Source organism: Paenibacillus sp. RC84 (assembly GCF_041260495.1).
Classification (GTDB): domain Bacteria; phylum Bacillota; class Bacilli; order Paenibacillales; family NBRC-103111; genus Paenibacillus_F.
On sequence record NZ_JBGBYL010000001.1, the window covers coordinates 80,109 to 100,852 of the forward strand.

The 20,744-nt window shown below is 56.9% G+C and carries 19 protein-coding genes; 16 read left to right on the forward strand and 3 right to left on the reverse strand.

Annotated elements, in window-relative coordinates; genetic code table 11:
- The first annotated feature begins 5 nt into the window (after positions 1 to 5).
- From ABH899_RS00380 to ABH899_RS00420, 9 genes are all read left to right on the forward strand, one after another.
- Positions 6 to 1,799 carry a sugar transferase gene (locus ABH899_RS00380; protein WP_369993041.1) on the forward strand — a complete coding sequence of 598 codons (1,794 nt, stop codon included), beginning with the start codon at positions 6 to 8 and terminating at the stop codon, positions 1,797 to 1,799.
- The gene (locus ABH899_RS00385) at positions 1,796 to 2,431 is read left to right on the forward strand and encodes an acetyltransferase (RefSeq protein WP_369993043.1); all 636 of its coding nucleotides are present in this window, start codon (positions 1,796 to 1,798) and stop codon (positions 2,429 to 2,431) included. The genes ABH899_RS00380 and ABH899_RS00385 overlap by 4 nt, the downstream gene beginning before the upstream one ends.
- A gap of 59 nt (positions 2,432 to 2,490) precedes the next feature.
- Complete coding sequence (locus tag ABH899_RS00390; RefSeq protein ID WP_369993045.1) at positions 2,491 to 2,622, forward strand: hypothetical protein; 132 nt, start codon at positions 2,491 to 2,493, stop codon at positions 2,620 to 2,622.
- Positions 2,623 to 2,727: 105 nt separating this feature from the next.
- Positions 2,728 to 3,966, forward strand: coding sequence for a DegT/DnrJ/EryC1/StrS family aminotransferase (locus ABH899_RS00395; RefSeq protein ID WP_369993048.1), 1,239 nt, complete (start codon positions 2,728 to 2,730; stop codon positions 3,964 to 3,966).
- Between the two features lie 38 nt (positions 3,967 to 4,004).
- On the forward strand, positions 4,005 to 4,916 hold the full coding sequence (gene galU / locus ABH899_RS00400; RefSeq protein ID WP_009672971.1) for a UTP--glucose-1-phosphate uridylyltransferase GalU: 912 nt from the start codon (positions 4,005 to 4,007) through the stop codon (positions 4,914 to 4,916).
- Complete coding sequence (gene tuaD, locus ABH899_RS00405; protein ID WP_369993051.1) at positions 4,917 to 6,269, forward strand: UDP-glucose 6-dehydrogenase TuaD; 1,353 nt, start codon at positions 4,917 to 4,919, stop codon at positions 6,267 to 6,269.
- A gap of 22 nt (positions 6,270 to 6,291) precedes the next feature.
- Entirely contained in the window at positions 6,292 to 6,783 is a 492-nt protein-coding gene (locus ABH899_RS00410; protein ID WP_369993054.1) for a VanZ family protein, read from the forward strand.
- Positions 6,780 to 7,460: a hypothetical protein gene (locus ABH899_RS00415; RefSeq protein WP_369993057.1), complete on the forward strand. Its 681-nt coding sequence runs from the start codon at positions 6,780 to 6,782 to the stop codon at positions 7,458 to 7,460. Before ABH899_RS00410 ends, ABH899_RS00415 begins: the two co-directional genes overlap by 4 nt.
- 43 nt (positions 7,461 to 7,503) lie before the next feature.
- On the forward strand, positions 7,504 to 8,439 hold the full coding sequence (locus ABH899_RS00420) for a hypothetical protein (RefSeq protein ID WP_369993060.1): 936 nt from the start codon (positions 7,504 to 7,506) through the stop codon (positions 8,437 to 8,439).
- Between the two features lie 71 nt (positions 8,440 to 8,510).
- On the opposite strand, the gene ABH899_RS00425 is transcribed toward ABH899_RS00420, so the two are convergent.
- The gene (locus ABH899_RS00425) at positions 8,511 to 8,675 is read right to left on the reverse strand and encodes a hypothetical protein (RefSeq protein WP_009672975.1); all 165 of its coding nucleotides are present in this window, start codon (positions 8,673 to 8,675) and stop codon (positions 8,511 to 8,513) included.
- 498 nt (positions 8,676 to 9,173) lie between these two features.
- Between ABH899_RS00425 and ABH899_RS00430 the strand changes: the two genes are divergently transcribed.
- From ABH899_RS00430 to murC, 3 genes are all read left to right on the forward strand, one after another.
- Positions 9,174 to 11,840: a valine--tRNA ligase gene (locus tag ABH899_RS00430; RefSeq protein ID WP_369993063.1), complete on the forward strand. Its 2,667-nt coding sequence runs from the start codon at positions 9,174 to 9,176 to the stop codon at positions 11,838 to 11,840.
- Positions 11,841 to 11,919: 79 nt separating this feature from the next.
- A complete protein-coding gene (locus tag ABH899_RS00435; protein WP_218228215.1) occupies positions 11,920 to 13,296 on the forward strand; it encodes a bifunctional folylpolyglutamate synthase/dihydrofolate synthase in 1,377 nt (458 codons plus the stop codon).
- Positions 13,297 to 13,304: 8 nt separating this feature from the next.
- On the forward strand, positions 13,305 to 14,690 hold the full coding sequence (gene murC, locus ABH899_RS00440) for a UDP-N-acetylmuramate--L-alanine ligase (protein ID WP_369993066.1): 1,386 nt from the start codon (positions 13,305 to 13,307) through the stop codon (positions 14,688 to 14,690).
- A gap of 221 nt (positions 14,691 to 14,911) precedes the next feature.
- Here murC and ABH899_RS00445 read toward each other — a convergent pair whose 3' ends face one another.
- Complete coding sequence (locus ABH899_RS00445) at positions 14,912 to 15,142, reverse strand: hypothetical protein (RefSeq protein ID WP_369993068.1); 231 nt, start codon at positions 15,140 to 15,142, stop codon at positions 14,912 to 14,914.
- Positions 15,143 to 15,294: 152 nt separating this feature from the next.
- Here ABH899_RS00445 and ABH899_RS00450 point away from each other — a divergent pair, with 152 nt between their 5' ends.
- On the forward strand, positions 15,295 to 17,133 hold the full coding sequence (locus tag ABH899_RS00450; RefSeq protein ID WP_369993070.1) for an SPOR domain-containing protein: 1,839 nt from the start codon (positions 15,295 to 15,297) through the stop codon (positions 17,131 to 17,133).
- A 61-nt stretch (positions 17,134 to 17,194) separates the two neighbouring features.
- Here the strand turns inward: ABH899_RS00450 and ABH899_RS00455 are convergent, their stop codons facing one another.
- A complete protein-coding gene (locus ABH899_RS00455) occupies positions 17,195 to 18,403 on the reverse strand; it encodes an N-acetylmuramoyl-L-alanine amidase (RefSeq protein WP_369993073.1) in 1,209 nt (402 codons plus the stop codon).
- A gap of 148 nt (positions 18,404 to 18,551) precedes the next feature.
- Here ABH899_RS00455 and ABH899_RS00460 point away from each other — a divergent pair, with 148 nt between their 5' ends.
- From ABH899_RS00460 to ABH899_RS00470, 3 genes are all read left to right on the forward strand, one after another.
- The gene (locus ABH899_RS00460) at positions 18,552 to 18,794 is read left to right on the forward strand and encodes a DUF4321 domain-containing protein (protein ID WP_009672966.1); all 243 of its coding nucleotides are present in this window, start codon (positions 18,552 to 18,554) and stop codon (positions 18,792 to 18,794) included.
- A 52-nt stretch (positions 18,795 to 18,846) separates the two neighbouring features.
- The gene (locus tag ABH899_RS00465) at positions 18,847 to 19,473 is read left to right on the forward strand and encodes a Maf family protein (protein WP_369993077.1); all 627 of its coding nucleotides are present in this window, start codon (positions 18,847 to 18,849) and stop codon (positions 19,471 to 19,473) included.
- A gap of 86 nt (positions 19,474 to 19,559) precedes the next feature.
- Positions 19,560 to 20,015, forward strand: a complete 456-nt coding sequence (locus ABH899_RS00470; protein ID WP_009672969.1) for an RrF2 family transcriptional regulator — start codon at positions 19,560 to 19,562, stop codon at positions 20,013 to 20,015.
- Positions 20,016 to 20,744 lie beyond the last annotated feature (729 nt).

The window sequence follows — 20,744 nt, forward strand, 5'->3', positions numbered from 1 at the left end:
TTCGCTTGAGCAAAATCGCCCATATTTGTACGTCGGCTATCTCTCACAAAATTTTGGCGGACAAAATGTCCGTCCTGCGGCAGGCCGGGCATGAAGTCCATCTGATTTCATCCCCGGAAGGCTACGACGAGCAGGCGATGAAGAACAGCGGACTCAAACTGAAGTTCGTGCAGATGAACCGCAAAATACGTCCTGTGGAAGATGTGCGTTCGATCCTCCGGATGAGAAGGCTTATCAAGCGCGAAGGCTATGACATCGTCCATACCCATACGGCCAAGGCGGGAATTATCGGACGAGCCGCCGCCTGGCTGGCCCGCACGCCGGTCATTATGCACACGAGCCACGGCCTGCCGTTCTATGAGGGCCAGTCAAAGACGGCTTATACGATTTACCGGACACTTGAAAAAATCGGCACGTACTTCTGCGATGCGCTTGCTTCCCAGAACCGGGAAGACATGGCGAAGCTTCAGTCGCTGAACGCGGGCAAGATCGTGTACTACGAAGGCAACGGCGTCGATCTGGACAAGCTGGACAAGGCGGCCGGCAGAATCGGCCGGGAAGAGCTGGAGACGTTAAAGGCGACTTACGGCGTCCCGCAAAATAAGACCGTTCTGCTCATGGGAGCGAGAATGGAGCCGGTGAAGGATCATCATTTTCTGCTGGACGCGCTCGCTCTGCTGAAAAGCCAGGGAATCACGGATTTCGTGTGTCTGCTAGCCGGCAAAGGTCCGCTGGAAAAGCAAATCCTCGAACGGATCGCCGAACTCGGTCTGCAAAAAGAAGTGCTGCTGATCGGGCACCGTTCCGACCTGTATGCCTTTCTGAAAATGGCCGACATCGTCGTGCTGACTTCCGAGAAAGAAGGAATTCCGCGTTTTCTGATGGAAGCGATGGCTTTTTCCAAACCCGTGGTCGCAAGCGATGTGCTCGGTACGCGGGAGCTGGTCCGGCATGAGGATACGGGTCTGCTCGTTCCTTACAAAAATACGGGGGCGCTCGCCAAAGCCTTCCGCACCCTCATCGAGAACAAAGCGTACGGCACCTTGCTGGGACAAGGCGGACGGCGCAGAATCGAACAGGAATTTACCGAGCAGATTGTCGTTCGAAGGCTGGAAACGATGTACCAAGAGCTTCGTACGGGCACAAGAGAAAAGGGCCGCATCGGAAGATGGCTTGGGCATACCGTCCTGCGTACGGCGGATCTTGCTATTGCACTGCCTCTGGTGCTCCTGCTGCTTCCGGTCTACGCGGTCGTCGGGCTTCTTGTCCGCATGAAGCTGGGTTCGCCGGTGCTGTTCAAGCAGAAGCGGCCGGGACGATTCGGACAGCCGTTTCACGTCTACAAGTACCGGACGATGACAGACAAGAGAGATTCATCCGGGAATCTGCTTCCGGACGAAGTCAGGCTGACCGCTTTCGGCAAGCTGCTGCGTAAGCTCAGCCTGGACGAAATTCCGCAGCTTTTGAACGTGATCAAGGGCGATATGAGCCTTGTCGGCCCCCGGCCGCTGCTGATGGAATATCTGGAGTTGTATACCGACGAACAGAAGCGGCGCCACTGGGTACGCCCCGGGATTACGGGATGGGCGCAGGTGAACGGGCGGAACGCGATTTCGTGGGAAGACAAGTTCAAACTCGACGTGTGGTATGTCGACAACCGCTCCTTCCGCCTTTACGTCAAAATACTTCTGCTGACCGCCGTTAAAGTCGTCCGCAGGGAAGGCGTGTCGCAGGAAGGGCAGGCCACGACGACCAAGTACACCGGAAGCGCCGCATCCGGTATCGGAAGCCCGTCGTGAGGAGACTTCTCCTGATCGGCGACGGGGGCCACGCCAAGGTCGTGCGCGACATCGCGCGGGCCGGCGGGCAGTACGAGCTTGCCGCCGTGCTCGACGACCGGTATGCGGTCCCGGCCGCCGGGGCGGACGGCCTGCCCCGCGGACCGGTTGCGCTGGCCGCCCGTATGCTCGCGGAAGACGAAGACCTGCGCGTCTTCGTCGCCATCGGCAGCTGCGCGGTCCGCCGCAGGGTCGCCGAATCGCTCGGCGTGGAGCCCGGGCGCTTCGCGCTGCTGATCCATCCCCGCGCCGTCGTGAGCGGGGACGCGAGCCTGGCGCCCGGCACAGCCGTGATGCCGGGCGCGGTCGTCAACGCGGGGGCCCGGATCGGCGCTCACGCGATCGTCAACACCGGCGCCGTCGTGGAGCACGACTGCGTGATCGGCGACTACGCGCATGTGTCGCCGAACGCGGCCCTGGCCGGCGGTGTTGACGTGGGAGCGGGGGCGCACATCGGCATCGGCGCCTCCGTGATCCAGGGGCTCGCCGTCGGCGAGTGGAGCACGCTGGGCGCCGGAGCCGTGGCGGTGCGCGATGTCCCCGCCGGATGCACGGCCGCGGGCGTCCCTGCCCGGGTGATCCGGCAGGCGTGAGCGGCTGAACGTCTGAACGCCGCGCAGGGCCGCAGGCGCGAGCCTGGGATTCGCGCGCGTTGAGTTCACCCGTCCGGGGCGGCGAGCGAGTTGCCCGGCAATCAGCCGATATGCGGGTGACTGACGTCATGCTGCACCGCGGCGTGCACCGGGAGCTGAGCTGCGCTGCGCTCGGTGTTACCCGGATTTAGCGAAATGATTCGTATTTCATTCAATCAATCGTATTCCGTCAGGTACATAAACACGCTCTTATTCCATTTGACCGAATGACCGGATCAATCAAAGGAGGACCGAATATGGCTGCTCAACTTCAAACTCATGCTTCACCGGCCCGCGCCGCACAGCTTCAACCAGGGGCCGCCCCCGGAACAGCGGATGGTCTGCCGGGAACCGGCCGGAGCCGTATTCTCCTGTCTCCTCCGCATATCGGCGAGGAGGAGCAGAAGTTCGTCCGCGAAGCGTTCGAGACGAACTGGATCGCTCCGCTCGGACCGAACGTGGACGCGTTCGAGGCCGAGCTGGCGGCTTACACCGGCTCGAAGGGGGCCGTGGCCCTCAGCTCCGGCACCGCCGGTATCCACGAGGCGCTGCGTCTGCTGGGCGTAGGCCCGGGCGACCGCGTCCTGTGCTCCTCGCTCACGTTCGTCGCCAGCGTCAATCCGATCTTGTACCAAGGCGCGGAGCCTGTGCTGATCGACTCGGACGAAGCGACCTGGAACATGTCGCCGGCCGCATTGGAGCGGGCTCTCGCCGAGTCGAAGCGGGAAGGACGGCTGCCCAAAGCGGCGGTCGTCGTCAACCTCTACGGCCAGAGCGCGGACATGGCGCCTCTCCTGGAACTGCTCGACGCCTACGGCGTTCCCGTTGTCGAGGATGCGGCCGAGTCGCTCGGCGCGACCTATTCCGGCAAGTCGAGCGGAACGCTTGGACGTTTCGGCGTCTACTCGTTCAACGGCAACAAGATCATTACGACTTCCGGCGGAGGCATGCTGGTGTCGGACGATCTGGAAGCCTTGGAGAAAGCCCGCTTCTGGGCCACGCAGGCAAGAGATCAGGCTCCCCATTACCAGCACAGCGAGGTCGGCTACAACTACCGGATGAGCAACATTCTCGCCGGTGTCGGTCGCGGGCAGCTGCGTGTGCTGGATGAACGCGTGAACGCCCGCCGGGCCGTGTTCGACCGGTACCGCGAGGCGCTTGGCGGCATCGAAGGCATCACGTTTATGCCCGAGGCGCCGTACGGCCGCTCCACGCGCTGGTTGACCGCATTGACGGTCGATCCGGCCGCGGCCGGCATCACGACGGAAGAGCTTATCGCGCGCCTGGCCGCGGAGAATGCGGAGTCCCGGCCGGTCTGGAAGCCGATGCATCGGCAGCCGCTGTACGGTAAGTGCGCTTACTACCCGCACGAAGAGGGAACAAGCGTGTCCGACCGCCTCTTCGAACAAGGGTTGTGCCTGCCTTCCGGTTCCAGCCTCAGCGAATCGGATCAGGATTTTGTCATCGGCATTCTGCTTCATGCTTTGAACGCTTAGAGCCACCCGCAGTTAACGACCATAAGGAGGAATGAATCATGAAAGTGCGTAAAGCGATAATTCCGGCGGCAGGTCTCGGTACCCGGTTTCTGCCAGCTACGAAAGCCCAACCGAAGGAAATGCTCCCGATCGTGGACAAACCGACGATCCAATACATTATCGAGGAAGCCATTTCGTCCGGCATCGAAGATATTCTCATTATCAGCGGACGGGGCAAGCGCGCGATTGAAGATCATTTCGACAAGTCGTTCGAACTGGAAGAAACCCTGGACAAGAAGGGCAAACACGGAGAACTTAAACAAATTCAGGCCATCTCCGACATGGCGAATATTCATTATATCCGGCAAAAAGAACCGAAAGGCCTCGGTCACGCCATCTGGTGCGCCCGCAGCTTCGTCGGCAACGAGCCGTTCGCCGTTCTGCTCGGCGACGACATCGTGCAATCCGAGGAGCCCTGCCTGAAGCAGCTGCTCCGCATTCATTCCCGCTACTCCTCGTCCGTCGTGGGCGTGCAGCGGGTCAGCGACGAAGACGTTTCCAAGTACGGCGTCATCGCGCCGAGAGGCTCCTCCATCGAACCGGACGTCTTTTTCCTGGAAACGCTCGTGGAAAAGCCTTCGCGCAAGGCGGCTCCTTCCAATTATGCGATTATGGGGCGTTACGTGCTGACGCCGGAAATTTTTGAAATCCTGGAAAATCAGGCGCCGGGAGCGGGCGGCGAAATCCAGCTGACGGACGCGATCCGCAGGCTGAACGAGCAGAAGCCCGTTGTCGCCTACAACTTCTCAGGCGTTCGTTACGATGTGGGGGACAAATTCGGCTTCATTAAAGCAACCCTCGACTTCGCTCTGCAGCGCGAGGATTTACAGCAGGATTTGCTGGGATACATTCAATCGGTTCACGAGCAGCACGCTGCGCTTCACAATCCTATCAGTAAGGTGGCGAAGTAGATGGAAAAAATTACAGTAGTCGGCAGTGGTTATGTTGGGCTTGTTTCCGGAACTTGTTTTTCTGAAATCGGCAACCGGGTCATCTGCGGCGACGTCGATCCGTTCAAAATCGCGATGCTGCGCAAAGGCGAGATTCCGATTTACGAGCCGGGTCTCAAAGAACTGGTGAAGAAAAACGTCGATGCCGACCGTCTGTTTTTTACTTCCGAAATCGGCGACGCCATTGAAGCGTCGGACATCATTTATATAGCGGTCGGCACGCCGATGGGCGATAACGGCGAAGCCGATATGCGCTACGTGCACGAGGTTGCCCGGACGATCGGTCAGCATTTGAACAGCTACAAAATTATCGTGAACAAAAGCACGGTTCCCGTCGGAACCGGTGAGCAGGTCCGGCAGATTATTATGGAAAACCGGAAAAACCGCTTCGTCCAGTTCGACGTTGTTTCCAATCCCGAGTTTTTAAGGGAAGGCTCGGCCATCGAGGACTGCATGAACATGGAACGCGCCGTCATCGGCGCCACGAGCGACAAGGCGGCCAAGCGGATCGCCGATCTTCACGCCCCTTTCCGCACCCGCATTTTCCAGACGAATCTGGAGAGCGCGGAAATGATCAAATATGCGGCCAATGCTTTTCTGGCCACCAAAATTTCTTTTATCAACGGAATCGCTAACGTCTGCGAACGTGTCGGCGCCGACGTCACCTCCGTTGCCGCAGGCATGGGTCTGGACAGCCGAATCGGCGCGAAGTTTCTGCAGGCGGGCATCGGTTACGGGGGAAGCTGCTTCCCCAAAGATACCTTTGCGCTTTCTTATATCGCCGAAGAGGCGGGATTCGATTTCTCCCTGCTGAAATCGGTTATCGCAGCCAACGACGAACAGCGCTTAGTTGTCGTGGACAAGTTGAAACAGGCTCTGGGCTGTCTGGAAGGCAAAAAGATCGGCGTACTCGGACTTGCCTTCAAGCCGAACACCGACGATATGCGCTACGCCCCTTCCTTGACCATCATTCCGGAACTGGTCCGGCTCGGCGCCTCCGTACGCGCCTACGATCCTATCGCGATGCAGGCCGCGCGCAATCAGATCGCCGAGTATTACGAAGATTTCGAGACGCTTGAAGAAGCATTGGAAGGCTGCGATGCCTGCCTCATTTTGACGGAATGGAGCGAGATCGTCGAAATGGATCTGGCCCGGGTGAAACAACTGCTGACGGCTCCGATTATCGTGGACGGGCGCAACTGTTTCTCCGTACGGGAAATGAAAGAGCGGGAGTTCGTCTATTATTCCGTCGGGCGTCCCGCCGTCACAACCGGCAGCGCAAATGCCAGTGCGGCCAAAACCGTCTCGCTCTAAGCTTTTATGGATTTTGCCTGTATTGCTGTGGACGCTGCTCGTCTTCCATTGGTCTCATCAGTCGTTTCGCGAGCAGAGCATACAGCCTTTATTGCATAAACTTTTCACAAAGGAGGAGATTCATGCCTATATCCCGCAGGTGACGGTGCGCTACCATCATACGATTATTCGGGCGCAATCCGATCCGATGCGGTTCATCGAATTTATTTTCCGTAAAACAGCTCATCTGGTTGTTTATGCCGTACTTGCCGCACTTGCGTATCAAGCTCTTTCTCTCTGGGGGAGCCGGCGGAGGAAGCGGGCACTCTTTTCCCTGCTGTATGTCGTCGCGATCGCGATGGGGGATGAATGGGTTCAATCGGCCGCAGCCATGCGTACCAGCGCAATACAGGATGTTGTCTTGGATACAGCCGGAGGCTTGGCGGGACTATCAGCAGCCGTGTGGGCGGCGCCTTGGGGGATTCGGCTTTGGCGGACAAGCATCCGGATTAAAAGGCGGGAGGCCGGGAGATGAACAAACGACGCCGCTTGTTCCTTTGGGTGGGGACAGGCATCCTTATAACGGGAATGGCCGGGGTTTTTGCGGCCGTCCGGATTTCGGATGAAATGATCCGGACGGCGGCCTCCTTAAGTATTGGGCAGGCAGCCGACGAAGCTGACGCTGCGGGCAAGGAAGCGCCGGAAGGCCGCCCGGTTCCGGGTGGCGGGGCGCCGGCTTCGCCCGGTGCGGATGCACAGGACGGCTCCCGTCCGCAGGAAGCTTTCCCGGCCGTAAAGGCCGCGCCGGGCAGCGGGAAAGCTCCTGCGTCTGCGGCGCCGTCCGCCCGGCCGGACCCGGGGCAGGCCGGACATCAGGCAGCCGGATCGGCGGAGGAGGGCAGCGGAAGCGCGAAAAGCCGCCCCAAAGACCCGGCAGCCATACCGGCGGACCGGGCCGAGCGCCTGAGCGGGGAGATTTCCTGGTCGGAGCGGATGAAGATTACATCCGTTCTGCTGAAGCGGCTGCAGGCAAGCGACATCAAGCAGCTAAGCCTCCTGATGAAGGACGGCGTGTCACGCGAGGAAAAGAAAAAGGCGAAAGCGATCATCATGGACAAGCTGAGCGAAAGCGAGTATAACGAGCTGATCGCCATTGCGGGCAAATATGGCTTAAGCAAAGGCAAGTCGTATCAGCAATCCGTTAACGAGTGAGCTGCGGTTTTGTCAGAACGCCCGCCAAGAGGAGAGTGAAATTGTGAAAAAGTTAAATAAAGCGCTCGTGGCCGCAATGCTGCTGGCTCTGCTGTCCCCGGCTTTCCAGCCGGGTCAGGCGAATGCGCAAGCGGCGGTGAATCAGAACGCCCGCGCGAGTTTTGATCAGCTTGCCAACAATGTATGGGGCTTCCTGAACGAATATCTGCTCCCGATTCTTACGGGCGGCAATCAGAAGTTTCCTGTCCCTAAGCCTGAACCTAAGCCAGACCCGACGCCTGTCCCGACGCCGGTTCCAACACCTGTTCCGGATTCCGGTAACGGGAAGGGCCAGAACAACGGCGGCGGTCAAGGCAACGGAAACGGCCAGGACAAAGGCCAGGACAAGAACACCGACAAAGGCAACCAGGCCGGCGGTAACGGTAAGGGTAACGGCCAAGATAAAGGCAACAACGGAAACAACGGAAACAACGGAAACCAAGGCAACGGCCAAGGGAATGGCCAGGGCAATGGTAACAACGGCAACGGCAATAACGGTAATGGTAACAACGGAAATGGTAACAACGGAAATGGCAACAACGGCAACGGCAATAACGGTAATGGCAATAACGGCAACGGCCAAGGTAATAACGGCAATGGTAACGGCAATGGCGGCAAGGACCGCGATGACCGTTATGATTCCATCAATAAAGAAACGATTCAGAAGCTGAATGCGCTGAAATCGGCGTGCCAGCGTGACCTCGTTTCTTACGCGATGCAGTTTTCCCGGGCGACGACAACGCACCAGAAGTCCACTCTTTATAAGGAAGCTTCCGAGCGCTTCGCCCAGTGCGTGTCCGATTTCAGGGATATTGTGGGCAGTGCCCAGAATACGCTTCAGAATGAAGGTTTCAGCACCGACATTATCAATCAGTATCAGCGTGAGTACGATATTCAGATGGAAACAGGCCGCATGCTGCTTGATACCATTGTGAAGTAAGGAAGGTACGGCCGGTGACGCATCCAGCGTTGCCGGTTTTTTCCGTCCTGTTTTTTGCAAACCTACTATTATTAATAGACGTCCAGAAGAAAACCGAGATAGGCGAGAAAAAGAACGAACAAGAGAAAGACGTCGAGGCCGTTGGGAAAAATCAGCGTGCGGACAAATTGAATGCAGATGAGCGGGAAAAGCACGCCCCGAACGGTGAACCGGGTTTTCCACCACCATTTTTGCATGAGTATCCCCCTCAAATAATAAAAATTTCCGCTACCAGTTTATGCGGGCGCCCCCTTGGATATGATGGGTAATAGCCCTTTTCGTATTGAAAAGATTGACGTTTTTGGTCCGTTTGGTTTATCATAAAGTGTAATTTAACGGTTTGCTTTACAAACATTTTTCATTACGTTGAATCGACGTGGATGGGGAGTAGTAGACGGCGAGCCCTTCAGAGAGTGGAATTGCAGCGCTGGAAGGTTCCACAGGGAGATAAACGGCCGTTCGAAGTCGCCCCGGAGTTGTTTGCGTGAGCACTTATCCGCTTTAAGGCGGTAAAGTCTAGCGTAAACCGGCCCGCACCGTTATATGCGTCTCAAGTGTCACGTTCCGCTCGTTTCGGGAGCAGGCGTGAAATGAAGGTGGTACCACGGAAGCAAATCCTTTCGTCCTTTGCGGCGAAGGGATTTTTTTGTTAGCTGGAGCAGCTGCGCAAGGTACTTGAATGGAGGAAATGGACTATGGCAGAAACAAGCGATAAAAACTCGGTATCCATGCCGACAACCTACGATCCCTCGCAAAGCGAGAAAAAATGGTACGATTACTGGATTTCTAACGGATTTTTCCGTGCGGGGCAACGTCCGGACGCGGCAACCTATACGATTGTAATTCCGCCGCCGAACGTAACGGGAATGCTGCACCTGGGCCATGCGCTCGATTTTACGCTGCAGGATATTCTGGTGCGCACGAAGCGGATGCAGGGCTATGACGCGCTCTGGCTTCCGGGCTCCGACCACGCGGGTATCGCCACACAAACCAAGGTGGAGCAAAAGCTGCGCGAAGAAGGGCTTTCCCGCTACGACCTCGGACGGGAGAAGTTCCTAGAGAAAGTGTGGGAATGGAAAGACCTCTACGCCGAAACCATCCGCGAGCAATGGGCGAAAATGGGCTTTTCTCTCGATTATTCGCGTGAACGGTTTACGCTCGACGAAGGTTTGTCCAAAGCCGTACGCGAAGTTTTCGTGAGCTTGTACAACAAGGGCCTGATTTACCGCGGCAAATATATCATCAACTGGGACCCGAAAGCGCGGACCGCTTTGTCCGACATCGAGGTTGAATATAAAGAAATCCAGGGCAGCCTGTACCACCTCGTGTATCCGCTCAAAGACGGCAGCGGCTCCATTACGGTAGCGACTACCCGTCCGGAAACGATGCTCGGCGATACGGCCGTTGCCGTTCATCCGGAAGACGAGCGTTACAAGCATATGATCGGAAAAATGCTCGTGCTGCCGGTGGTCGGCCGCGAAATTCCGGTTATCGCCGACGAGTACGTCGAGAAAGATTTCGGAAGCGGCGCGGTTAAAATCACACCGGCGCACGATCCGAACGACTTTGAAGTGGGCAAGCGCCACGATCTGCCGCAAATTCTCGTGATGGACGAATCCGGCACGATGAATGCCAACGCGGGCCCGTACCAGGGGCTGGACCGTGCGGACTGCCGCAAGAAAATCGTCGCCGACCTGCAGGAGCAGGGGGTCCTCGTCAAAATCGAGGAACACGTCCATCAGGTCGGACACAGCGAGCGCAGCGGCGCCGTTGTAGAGCCTTACTTGTCCACGCAGTGGTTCGTGAAAATGCAGCCGCTTGCCGAGCGCGCCATTGAAGCGCAGAAGAACGGCTCCGGCGTCAACTTCGTTCCGGACCGTTTCGAGAAGATCTACTTGCAGTGGATCGAAAACGTACGCGACTGGTGCATTTCCCGCCAGCTTTGGTGGGGACACCGCATTCCGGCGTGGTACTGCGCGGACTGCGGCGAGGTGACCGTCGCTCAGCAGGACGCTCATGCCTGCGGGCACTGCGGAAGCGAAAATATCCGTCAGGACGAAGACGTCCTCGATACCTGGTTCTCCTCCGCGCTTTGGCCGTTCTCGACACTCGGCTGGCCGGAGCAGACCGAAGATCTGCAGCGCTACTATCCGACGAATGTACTTGTCACCGGCTATGACATTATTTATTTCTGGGTAGCCCGCATGATTTTCAGCGGCCTGGAATTTACGGATCAAGTTCCGTTCAAGGACGTGCTGCTGCACGGTCTCATCCGCGACTCGGAAGGCCGCAAAATGTCCAAATCGCTGGGCAACGGCGTCGATCCTCTGGAAATTATCGAGAAATACGGCGCGGATGCGATGCGGTATATGCTCTCGACTTCGAGCACGCCGGGACAGGATTTGCGCTTCCGCATCGAGCGCGTAGAGCAGACACGCAACTTTGCGAACAAGATCTGGAACGCTTCGCGTTTTGCGCTGATGAATCTCGAAGGATTCACGGCTGCGGACATCGACCTGAGCGGCAAGCTCGGAACGGCCGACCGCTGGATTCTGCACCGTCTGAACGAAACGGCACGCGATGTAACGCGTCTTATCGACCAATACGAATTCGGCGAAACCGGCCGTCTGCTGTATAACTTCATTTGGGACGATCTGTGCGACTGGTATATCGAATTCAGCAAGCTCTCCCTGTACGGGGAGGACGAAGCGGCCAAGAAAACGACGAAATCCGTTCTGGCCTATGTGCTTGACCGGACGCAGCGCCTGATTCACCCGTTTATGCCGTTTATTTCGGAAGAAATCTGGCAGCATCTGCCTCACGAGGGCGATACGATCACACTGGCCGCCTGGCCGGTGTACGATGCGCAGTTCGAAGCACCGGAAGCGGTGCGCGAAATGGAACTGCTCATGGACATTATCCGCGCCGTGCGCAACATCCGTGCGGAAGTGAACGTTCCGATGAGCAAGAAGATCGAGCTGCTCGTCAAGCCTTCCGGCCAGGACGTAGAGACGATTCTTTCCCGCAACGAAGAGTACCTCCGCCGTTTCTGCAGCACCTCGGAGCTGAGCATTTCCGCGGAACTCACGCCGCCCGATAAGGCGATGACGGCTGTCGTGACGGGAGCGGAGCTGTTCCTGCCGCTCGCGGGACTTATTGACATCGCTCAGGAAGTGGCCCGTCTGGAGAAAGAAATGCAGACGCTCATCGGGGAAGTGACCCGGATCGAGAAGAAGCTTTCCAACGAAGGCTTTATCGCCAAAGCTCCAGCCAAGGTCATAGAAGAAGAAAAAGCGAAAATGGCCGACTACGCGGATAAGCGCGACAAAGTCGTTGCCCGTCTGGCCGAACTGAAAGCCTAAGCCTGCAATATATCGCGGTGCCCCCCGTCCGGTTTGACGAGGAGCACCGCGATTCACATCAATTAAAGGGATGATAGTCATGGAACAACACACAGAAGCGGCTTCCCCGTTCAAGACTTATACCGAAGCAGTGAACTGGATCACCGGACTCGTGCCGGTCGGCATCAAACCCGGACTCAAACGAATGGACCTGCTGATGGAGAAACTCGGTCATCCTCACCGGAGACTGAAGTTCATACACGTCGGCGGCACGAACGGCAAAGGCTCGACCTGCGCCTTCCTGACGAAGGTGCTTATCCGCAGCGGATACGATGTCGGAACCTTCACGTCCCCATATCTCGAAAAGTTTACGAACCGTATACAGTATAACGGTCAAGATATTGAAGAAGAGGCTCTCCTGCTTCTGGCGAACCGGCTGAAGCCGATCGCCGACGAATTGGCGGAGACCGAACTGGGTTCCCCGACGATGTTCGAAATTTGCACGGCGCTGGCGCTCTTGTATTTCGGCACGGTCACGTTCCCGGATTATGTCGTCCTGGAAGTGGGGCTCGGCGGCCGTCTCGACTGCACCAACATCGTCTCGCCGGTCATTTCCGTTATCACGAACATCGGTCACGATCATATGGATATTCTCGGCGATACGTTGGAGCAGGTGGCGCTTGAGAAGGCGGGCATCATCAAGCCCGGCGTGCCCCTGGTTACAACCGTGGAACAGCCCGAGCTTGCGGAATTGTTTCTTCGGGATGCGAAGAGCAAACGCACGACCGTTTATCTCCTGGGCAAGCAGTTTACTTACGAGCCCGTATCGACGGAGCTGGACGGCCAGAAGCTGAACTTCACGGGACCGTTCCGTTCGATCGAGAACGTGCCGGTCTCCCTCAACGGGGCGCACCAGCTGAAAAATGCCGCCGCGGCATTGATGACGCTCGAAGTTCTGCGCCAGTATAACGCGCTCATCGTGGACGACGAAGATCTTTTCGCCGCCATGAGCGAAACGCAGTGGCCCGGCCGCCTTGAGATGGTTTCCGACAATCCGCGGATTCTGCTGGACGGAGCCCATAATCCCGAGGGGGCGCAGACGCTGGCCGCCGCCCTGAAAGACACGTATTCCTATAAGAAACTGCATTTGATGGCCGGCATGTTGTCCACGAAGAATCAACCCGGCTATTTCAGGCATATACTACCAATGGTGGATACGCTTATCCTTACGGAACCGGATTTTCATAAAAAAGAAAGTGCGTCCCGTCTGGCCGACCGGGCCCGGGAGACCCTCCGGGAACTGGACGTGAACCGGGATATCGATATCGTGGTGGAACCGGATTGGAAGAAAGCCCTGGAACAATTGAAACAGCGAACGGGACAGGATGATCTGGCGGTCGTATCCGGCACGCTCTACTTGATTTCTGATGTTCGTTCTTGGCTCTTATACACGACCGACTCTGAAAAAGGATGGTGAGAACGACATTGAATACCCCAGAACACGTACATTTTATCGGCATCGGCGGCTACGGTATGAGTGCGATCGCCAAAGTGATGCTGGAAATGGGCTACCAGGTGTCCGGCTCCGATCTGGCCCAGCAGGAATTGACGGAAAAGCTGAGGGCCAAAGGCGCCCGCGTCTATATCGGGCATGAAGCCCAGAACGTGAACGGAGCGGACCTCGTGGTCTACTCCACGGCGTTGTCCAAGGACAATGTGGAAATGGTCGCGGCCGGAGAGCAGAACATACCGGTCATTCACCGCTCGCAAATGCTGGCGAGATTGATGAATGAACGCAAAGGCATCGCGGTCGCCGGAGCCCACGGCAAAACGACCACCTCTTCCATGATCGCGCTTGTCATGGAACGCTGCGGAACCGACCCGACGTATATCATCGGCGGCGAGATCATGAACATCGGCTCGAATGCCAAAGCGGGCAAAGGCGACTACGTCGTAGCCGAAGCGGACGAGAGCGACGGCACTTTCCTGCAGTATCATCCGACGCTCGCCCTTGTAAATAACATCGAAGCGGATCATCTCGAGAACTATGACGGAGATTTCGAGAATCTGAAAAAAGCCTATGCCCAGTTCCTCAGCCAGGTGAGAGAAGACGGCAAGGCGATCATCTGTCTCGATGACGAATATTTGCGGGGCATGCTTCCGCAGATCAAAAGCGAGACCCTTACTTACGCCATCGACCGGGATGCCGACTATGTGGCGACGGATATCGAGCTGGGCGACCGGAAAGTGTCCTTCAGCGTCCGCCGCGGCAGCGAGACGCTCGGCAAGGTGCGCTTGTCGGTTCCGGGCCGGCACAACGTATACAATGCGATGGCTACGCTGATTACGTGTCTGGAAGCGGGCCTTACCTTTGACCAGATCGCCGAGGCGATCGAGGAGTTCCGCGGCGCCAAACGGAGGTTTCAGGTGCTGGGCGAAGTGAACGACATTCTCGTAATCGACGATTACGCCCATCATCCTACGGAAATCGAGGCGACGATCTCTGCGGCCAAAGCGACCGGCAAGCATCTTATCGCGGTATTCCAGCCCCAGCGCTATACGCGTACGTTTTACTTATTCGAGCAGTTCAGCCATGCGTTCAAAGAGGCGGACGAGGTGCTGATCACCGACATCTACTCACCCGCGGGGGAGAAGCAGATCGAAGGAATCAGTTCCGAGAAACTCGTCGAACTGATCCGCAAGAACAGCAATCCGAACGTCACCTACATTCCGACCCGCGGCGAAGCGGAAGTCTATTTGACGGACCGCGTTAAACCGGGTGATCTCGTCATCACGATGGGAGCCGGAGACATTTGGAAAACGGCGGACGGTCTCGCGAAAACGCTTCGCGCCCGCTATGAGGCGGAATAAAGAAGTTTTTTCAACATAACCAAACAAAACATACTGCACGACGCAGTACGAAAACCTTCCTCAGCCTGCGCTGACGGGAGGTTTTTTTATGGGAAAATAAGAGGATGCCGGGAAGCGCTTCGCGAGTTAAACGCCTAGTTGCTTTTCTTTCTCAGGCTCTCTAGTTCCGTAAAATCGTTAGTTATCCCGAGTAGCTCCTGCGTTTTGGTTTTTACTAGAACTTATGTAGGGTACGACGTGATTTTAAACTTATCCATAGGCGGATTGTAAGAGATCACGTCAATACCGAGCCCCTTAAACTGCTCCTCCGTCAAAGGAACATGGGGATTAAATACGTATAGAGTAGTGGATTGGTTGGAGTTTGTCAGGTTTGACGTAAAAGCGAAAAAGCCCAAGACAGCGAGTATACTTGCAAGCAGCGGCAAAGAGTTTCTTTTGTTGTTCAGGGTCATGATTCGGCTACCTCCGTTTATTCACTTCACACGTATACCATATACCCATATTTAGGCAAACTCCACTCTAGTAAAATTTACAGAGGCCCGGACATATTTTTCCGCTTCCGTTCATAGGCTGATAGCAGAACGCGGATAAGGAGATGGGCCGTATGAATAAAGCGAGAATTTCTTACCGTATAGACGGAAACGACCGGACAAACCGTAAAGAAGATAAATCGGGCGGCAAAATTATTCCTTTAACGAAAGAGGAGTTTTCGGTTTCGGAAGCTCTTTGGAGAGACGCGGAGGTGGATCGAGCGAAAAAAAACCGGCAAAACCGGAGGGACACGGAAGCGGGACCCCGGAACCGGGAAGGATTCAATGAATATACGGCCGACTTCGGTACATGGCAGAGTCCTTATGATGCCGAAACGGAACGGATCGCCAAGCTTATCCGGGAATCCGAACCGGGTTACCGGGGAGATTCCGGTTATTTTGAGAGCACGATTAATGAACGCTTCAGGGAAGAAAAAGAAAGAAGACAGGAATACGAGGATTTGGACCGGAGCGCGTATAAGGAACGCGGAGACGAAGAAGCAGCCGCGCGGCAGTTGAGGGACTTTGAGGGGCCCTCCGAGCAGGAGGACGAATATACGGATGACCGGTTTCGGGAGAATCCGGCCGCAGGGCGCGGCAATTCAGGTGAACGGGAACGCGAGGAACGCTATCCGCTTCCGCCAAACCTCGGCTGGCCGGAGGATCCCAGCGGCTTTATCGATCACGGGACGGCCTCCCTGCCCGGCTATAACAGCCTGCGCGCCGCTGAAGAAGACGAGCTGGAGGATGCCGGCTATGCGCGTCCCGTAAACGGCGGCGTACCGGTGCCGGATACGAGGGAGAGAAGGACGTCTGGAGAGAGGGATTACTATGAACGGCAGCTTGCGCAAGCGTCTCCTCCCGGGCAGAACAGGAGCCGGAAACGGAACGAGCACGCGTACTATGAGGACGAACCGCCGGCATACCGCAGGGAACCCGTCTACGAGGATCCGTATAACCGCCTTCATTGGGAGGAACCCGAAAAGTCGGGCGTGCGCATTTCCCGTTCCGGCCGCGGCGGTTTGCTGCGCATCGCCACATCGGTTGCGGGGGCGATGGTAACCGGGGCGGCCTTCGGTTATTTTGTCCTTTCCATGTTCTCGGGAGGGGCGGAGAAACCCATCACGATCGACGCGGGTCCGGCCGCGACCGCCCAGGCCCAGCCGAGCCCCGGGGCTGTCACGCCGCTGAAGCCGGATGCCTCCGCCCCGGCCGCTTCGGCTCCGTCCGCGGGCACGGCCGCCGTCGCCGCCCCGCCGGTCGGAGGGCCGACTGCGGCGGCCTCCATCCCGGCGCGCTCCTACACCGTGCTGCAGAACGGCATCTTCAGCACGCCGCAGAGCGCGGAGACCGCCCGGGCCGACGCGCGGGGCAAAGGCGCCGCGGCGGTAGCGGAACCCGGCACGAAGACGACGGTGTACGTCGGATTGGCCGGGAGCAAGGAGGACGCCGCGAAGCTGAAAGCCGCCCTTGCCGCCAAGAAAATCGAAGTCTTCGCGAAGCCGCTCGATCTTCCCGCTGTCGGCAAGGTGTACTGGAAGAGCGGCAGCGCCCAGCCGCTCGCGGATTATCTCGCGCAGGGCGCGAAGGTCGCCGGCACGGCCGGCAGCCTTTCCGCCGCGAAGATGGCGGAGGCTTCGCCCGGCGCGATCGACGCGGCTTCGCTGCAGCCGCTCGACGCCGCCGCCAAGGCGTGGGCGGCTCTGCAGCCGGCGGTAGCCGCGGGAATTCCCGACGCGGCCAAGCCGCAGGTCGAGGAGATGAACGCGGCTCTCGCCAAGGCGGTCGCGAAGCTCGGCGAGTACGGCAAGTCGCCGTCCGCCCCGCTTCTGGCCGAAGCCCAGGAGGCGCTGATGCAGTACGTCGTCGTCGAGAAGCGCCTGATGCAGCAGCTGACGGCCGCATCGGCGTAGGCGCAAACCGCCGCTCTATCACGCAAAAACACGGCCTGCGAATTCGCAGGCCGTGTTGGTTTTAGGGCTGAAGCTTGGAATAACGGTCCATCATGACGGCGATTTCCGCCCGGGTTATGTAACGGTTCGGTTTGAATTCCGTCGGGCTTGTCCCGTCGACGATACCGGCCTTCGTCAGTGTATAGACGGCGCCGGCGCACCACATGGAGGCGGGAACATCGGAGAAAACGTCCTGCCCGGCCGGCGGCGTTAAAGACGGGGTGCCTTTCATTTCGCGAAGCCGCTGAAGAATGGCGGATACCTCGCCGCGGGTGATCGCCTGGTTCGGTCGTACGGTATGATCCGCGTAGCCGTCGAGAAGTCCGAGGTGGACGGCTTTTGTCATCACCGGGTAGGACCACTGGGTCGATTTCAAATCGCTGAAAGCGGGTGCGGGTGCGGAATTTCCCGTCCCGAGCAGGCCGTCGAAACCGAAGACGCGGTCCATCACGGTTACGAATTCCGCGCGTGTCAGCGCCCGGTTAGGCTCGAAATTGTTTCCGATGCCTTCCATCCAGCCTTTGTCTTTGATGCGCAGGATGGCTTCGCGTGCCCAGTGCCCGGCAGTATCCGGGAAAACCGGCGGCTGGTAAGAGACGACCCCGTCGGCGATCGCTTTTGCCATTTTGGTGCGGAACGCCGGATCGGCCAGTAAATCCGCTTCTTTTTTGTTGCTCAAAAAACCGGTTTCGACAAGGATGCTCGGGATTTTTCCTTTGCGGACGACATAAACCGCGCTCGGCACCAGGCCTTGATCCTTCAATCCGGTTTGAGACAGAACGGAGCTTAACACCTTTTGAGCCAGCAGCTTGCTGGAAGGCGTAAGGGCTTCCATTTCCGGACTGGCGGGATAATCGTCCTGGGGATAGCGGCTGTCGTAATACAGCACCTGCGATCCGTTTGCGGTCGAGCTTGGATTTGAATTGGCATGAACGGATACGAAAACGTCCGCGTTCTGGGCATTTGTAAATTGAACTCGCTCGTCAAGGGACAAATAACGGTCGTCCGACCGGGTCATCACGACTTCGACGCCCTTCTTCTTGAGCTCGTCGCGGAGCTTCAAAGAAACGTCGAGGTTGACCGTTTTTTCATTGAGACCGTTTACACCGATGGCTCCCGGATCTTTCCCGCCGTGACCGGGATCGACGACAACCTTGTAGGCCATCGCCTCGTAAGGAAAGACCAGCAGAAGCGCGAGGGTCAGCCCTGCTAATTTTGTAGTTTTTTTCATCGTGTTTTCCCCTCCCGTTTCCAATTGTACAGGTACTTTCCAGGTTAGTAAGCCGGAAATATGTTACAATTTGTTGTTTTTTCGGATTGATGCGAAACCTGCGGCTCCGTATAATAAGGGAGAAACAAGGGAAGAGAGAGGATAACGGATGAAGAAAAACGGCTTCACCCTCGTTCTGTTTTTAGTGATCGGTCTTGTCGTCGGCATCATTGTGGGACAACTCCTAGCACCGGTCAAAGCACTGGCGTTTCTGACCAAAACGACGGATATCGTCTGGCAGCCCAAAGCGGACCTGCAGGTCATCCAGTATGATATTCTTTTGCAGATTAAACTGAATTTGTGCAGCATTATAGGCCTCGCGGCCGCTTTCTGGCTGTACCGCAAGGTGTAGCCCGTGAGAAAACGAAAGTAAATTTTTAAGAGAAAAGTGGAGGCATACCGCTATGAGCCAATCCGGCAGCGCGCCCTATGAGCAGGGCATTAAACTGATTCTCGCATCCTCTTCGCCAAGACGGCAGGAGCTGCTGAAAGGGATGGGACTTGATTTTGAAATTATCTCCAGCGATGCGGATGAAACCGTGGAGGAGAGCCTGGGTCCCCGGGAGATCGTCGAGACGCTTGCCGTGCGCAAAGCGGAGGCGGTATCGGCCTCTTTACCGGGTTCATACGCCCCGGACAGAACCGTCATCATCGGGTCCGACACGATTGTGGTTCTAGGCGGGGAAGTGCTCGGCAAGCCTAAAGACGAGCGGGACGCTCTCCGCATGCTGTCCGCTTTGCAGGGCCAAACTCACGAGGTATTCAGCGGAGTCGCCTGCCTGAGCGCGGACCGCAGGAACGTTTCGGTGAGCCACCGCCGGACGAAAGTCACGATGAAAGCGATGGACGAGCAGCGGATTCTCCGGTATATCGGGACGGGCGAGCCTTCGGATAAGGCGGGGGCATACGCGATTCAGGGGATCGGAGCCACATTGATCGAGGGAATAGAAGGCGACTATTTCAATGTCGTCGGTCTTCCGGTGTCTCTTCTGAGCGAGATGCTCGAGCCTTTCGGCATCCGCGTCATCTAGGTAAATGTCCCCGGCCCTGAACCGTTTTCATTAAGAGCCGATTCTGCTACAATAGAGAGAACATCAGGAGAAAGGAGGGCTATGTCATGAACAGCGAGTTTACGATTGCCGTGCACAGTCTGGTGCTTCTTGCCCATTTGCCGGAACACATGGCTTCGAGCGATGATATTGCTTCCAACGTTTGCACCCATTCCGCGCGCATCCGCAAAATTATGGGCTGTCTGCGCAAAGCCGGATTTGTTCGCACCAAGGAAGGATGCGGAGGCGGATTTATTCTCAATCACGACCCGGACGAGATTACGCTCGGCGACATTTATCAGCTAACTTCGCTCGGCACCCTCAAACCGAACTGGTGTTCGGGTGATCAGGGAAATGAATGTCTTGTTTCTGCGAACATGCAGAATGTGATGGACAACATGCTGGATGGAGCCGAACAGAATATGATTCAATATTTGAAAGGCGTGACGATCGGCAGCATGCTCCGTACCTTGAACGAGACGGAGAAGAGAGCCGCCGATGCCGAGAAGAATCTGATTTCCTGAAGCGGCGTCTGCCTTTGCTAAGCGCTCAAGGACATGCAGGCGCTCGCTTTATTGTAACGATACATGAGGAAAGACACCCGGTGCTGCGGGGGCGGCGCGGACCCAGCTTTCACAAGGCACGATTTCTCCCGTCAGGGAGACGCTTTGGTCCGTCCGCCTGTCTTCTTGGGCCTTGGACGCCGCCGCTTTCCTTGCCGTTTCCTCAATCGCCGAGCCGGTTAAATGGCTAAGCTTGATTTTACCCTTTCATGCACCTCGATTTCTTTCCGCTTTCGGGCCCTTGCGCTCTTGCTTTTTTTACTCTCCCATTTCCTTTTCTTCTTCATGAGTTTACTGCTTGCCGCTTGTCTCTCCCGCATTCCGTTTTAATTTTCCTTCTCCGCTGACGCATCTTGTTTTCCGCTCCGTTCTTTCCTTTACTGCTGCCTTCCCTATTACACCGGCTTTTTGATCCTGCTGTTAGAAAAATCCCTCTAAACCCATCTCCAGAACCGGAAATCCGTCGTAAAATTTTTATTTGTGAGTCATCCTTTGTATTTTTTGTCGAGGTATGCAGACTTTTTTGGGACCTGTATCGTCCTATTTAACAGTCCCTCTGACCTTTGTATGGTTTTGTGCGGTTTTATATGATGACCGCATAGGTATAAACGAATGATCTCTGCCGATTTTCACAGGCATTTCCGTTCCGGTCACCCCGCGCTTATTGTTTGGGGATGCTCCAGTTAAAAC

What these genes read in the sequence shown, in the direction of transcription:
- ABH899_RS00395 (WP_369993048.1), top strand. Translation starts at nt 2,728, where the DNA reads ATGGCTGCTCAACTTCAAACTCATGCTTCACCGGCCCGCGCCGCACAG.
- galU (WP_009672971.1), top strand. Translation starts at nt 4,005, where the DNA reads ATGAAAGTGCGTAAAGCGATAATTCCGGCGGCAGGTCTCGGTACCCGG.
- tuaD (WP_369993051.1), top strand. Translation starts at nt 4,917, where the DNA reads ATGGAAAAAATTACAGTAGTCGGCAGTGGTTATGTTGGGCTTGTTTCC.
- ABH899_RS00415 (WP_369993057.1), top strand. Translation starts at nt 6,780, where the DNA reads ATGAACAAACGACGCCGCTTGTTCCTTTGGGTGGGGACAGGCATCCTT.
- ABH899_RS00425 (WP_009672975.1), bottom strand. Translation starts at nt 8,675, where the DNA reads ATGCAAAAATGGTGGTGGAAAACCCGGTTCACCGTTCGGGGCGTGCTT.
- ABH899_RS00430 (WP_369993063.1), top strand. Translation starts at nt 9,174, where the DNA reads ATGGCAGAAACAAGCGATAAAAACTCGGTATCCATGCCGACAACCTAC.
- ABH899_RS00435 (WP_218228215.1), top strand. Translation starts at nt 11,920, where the DNA reads ATGGAACAACACACAGAAGCGGCTTCCCCGTTCAAGACTTATACCGAA.
- ABH899_RS00445 (WP_369993068.1), bottom strand. Translation starts at nt 15,142, where the DNA reads ATGACCCTGAACAACAAAAGAAACTCTTTGCCGCTGCTTGCAAGTATA.
- ABH899_RS00450 (WP_369993070.1), top strand. Translation starts at nt 15,295, where the DNA reads ATGAATAAAGCGAGAATTTCTTACCGTATAGACGGAAACGACCGGACA.
- ABH899_RS00455 (WP_369993073.1), bottom strand. Translation starts at nt 18,403, where the DNA reads ATGAAAAAAACTACAAAATTAGCAGGGCTGACCCTCGCGCTTCTGCTG.
- ABH899_RS00460 (WP_009672966.1), top strand. Translation starts at nt 18,552, where the DNA reads ATGAAGAAAAACGGCTTCACCCTCGTTCTGTTTTTAGTGATCGGTCTT.
- ABH899_RS00465 (WP_369993077.1), top strand. Translation starts at nt 18,847, where the DNA reads ATGAGCCAATCCGGCAGCGCGCCCTATGAGCAGGGCATTAAACTGATT.
- ABH899_RS00470 (WP_009672969.1), top strand. Translation starts at nt 19,560, where the DNA reads ATGAACAGCGAGTTTACGATTGCCGTGCACAGTCTGGTGCTTCTTGCC.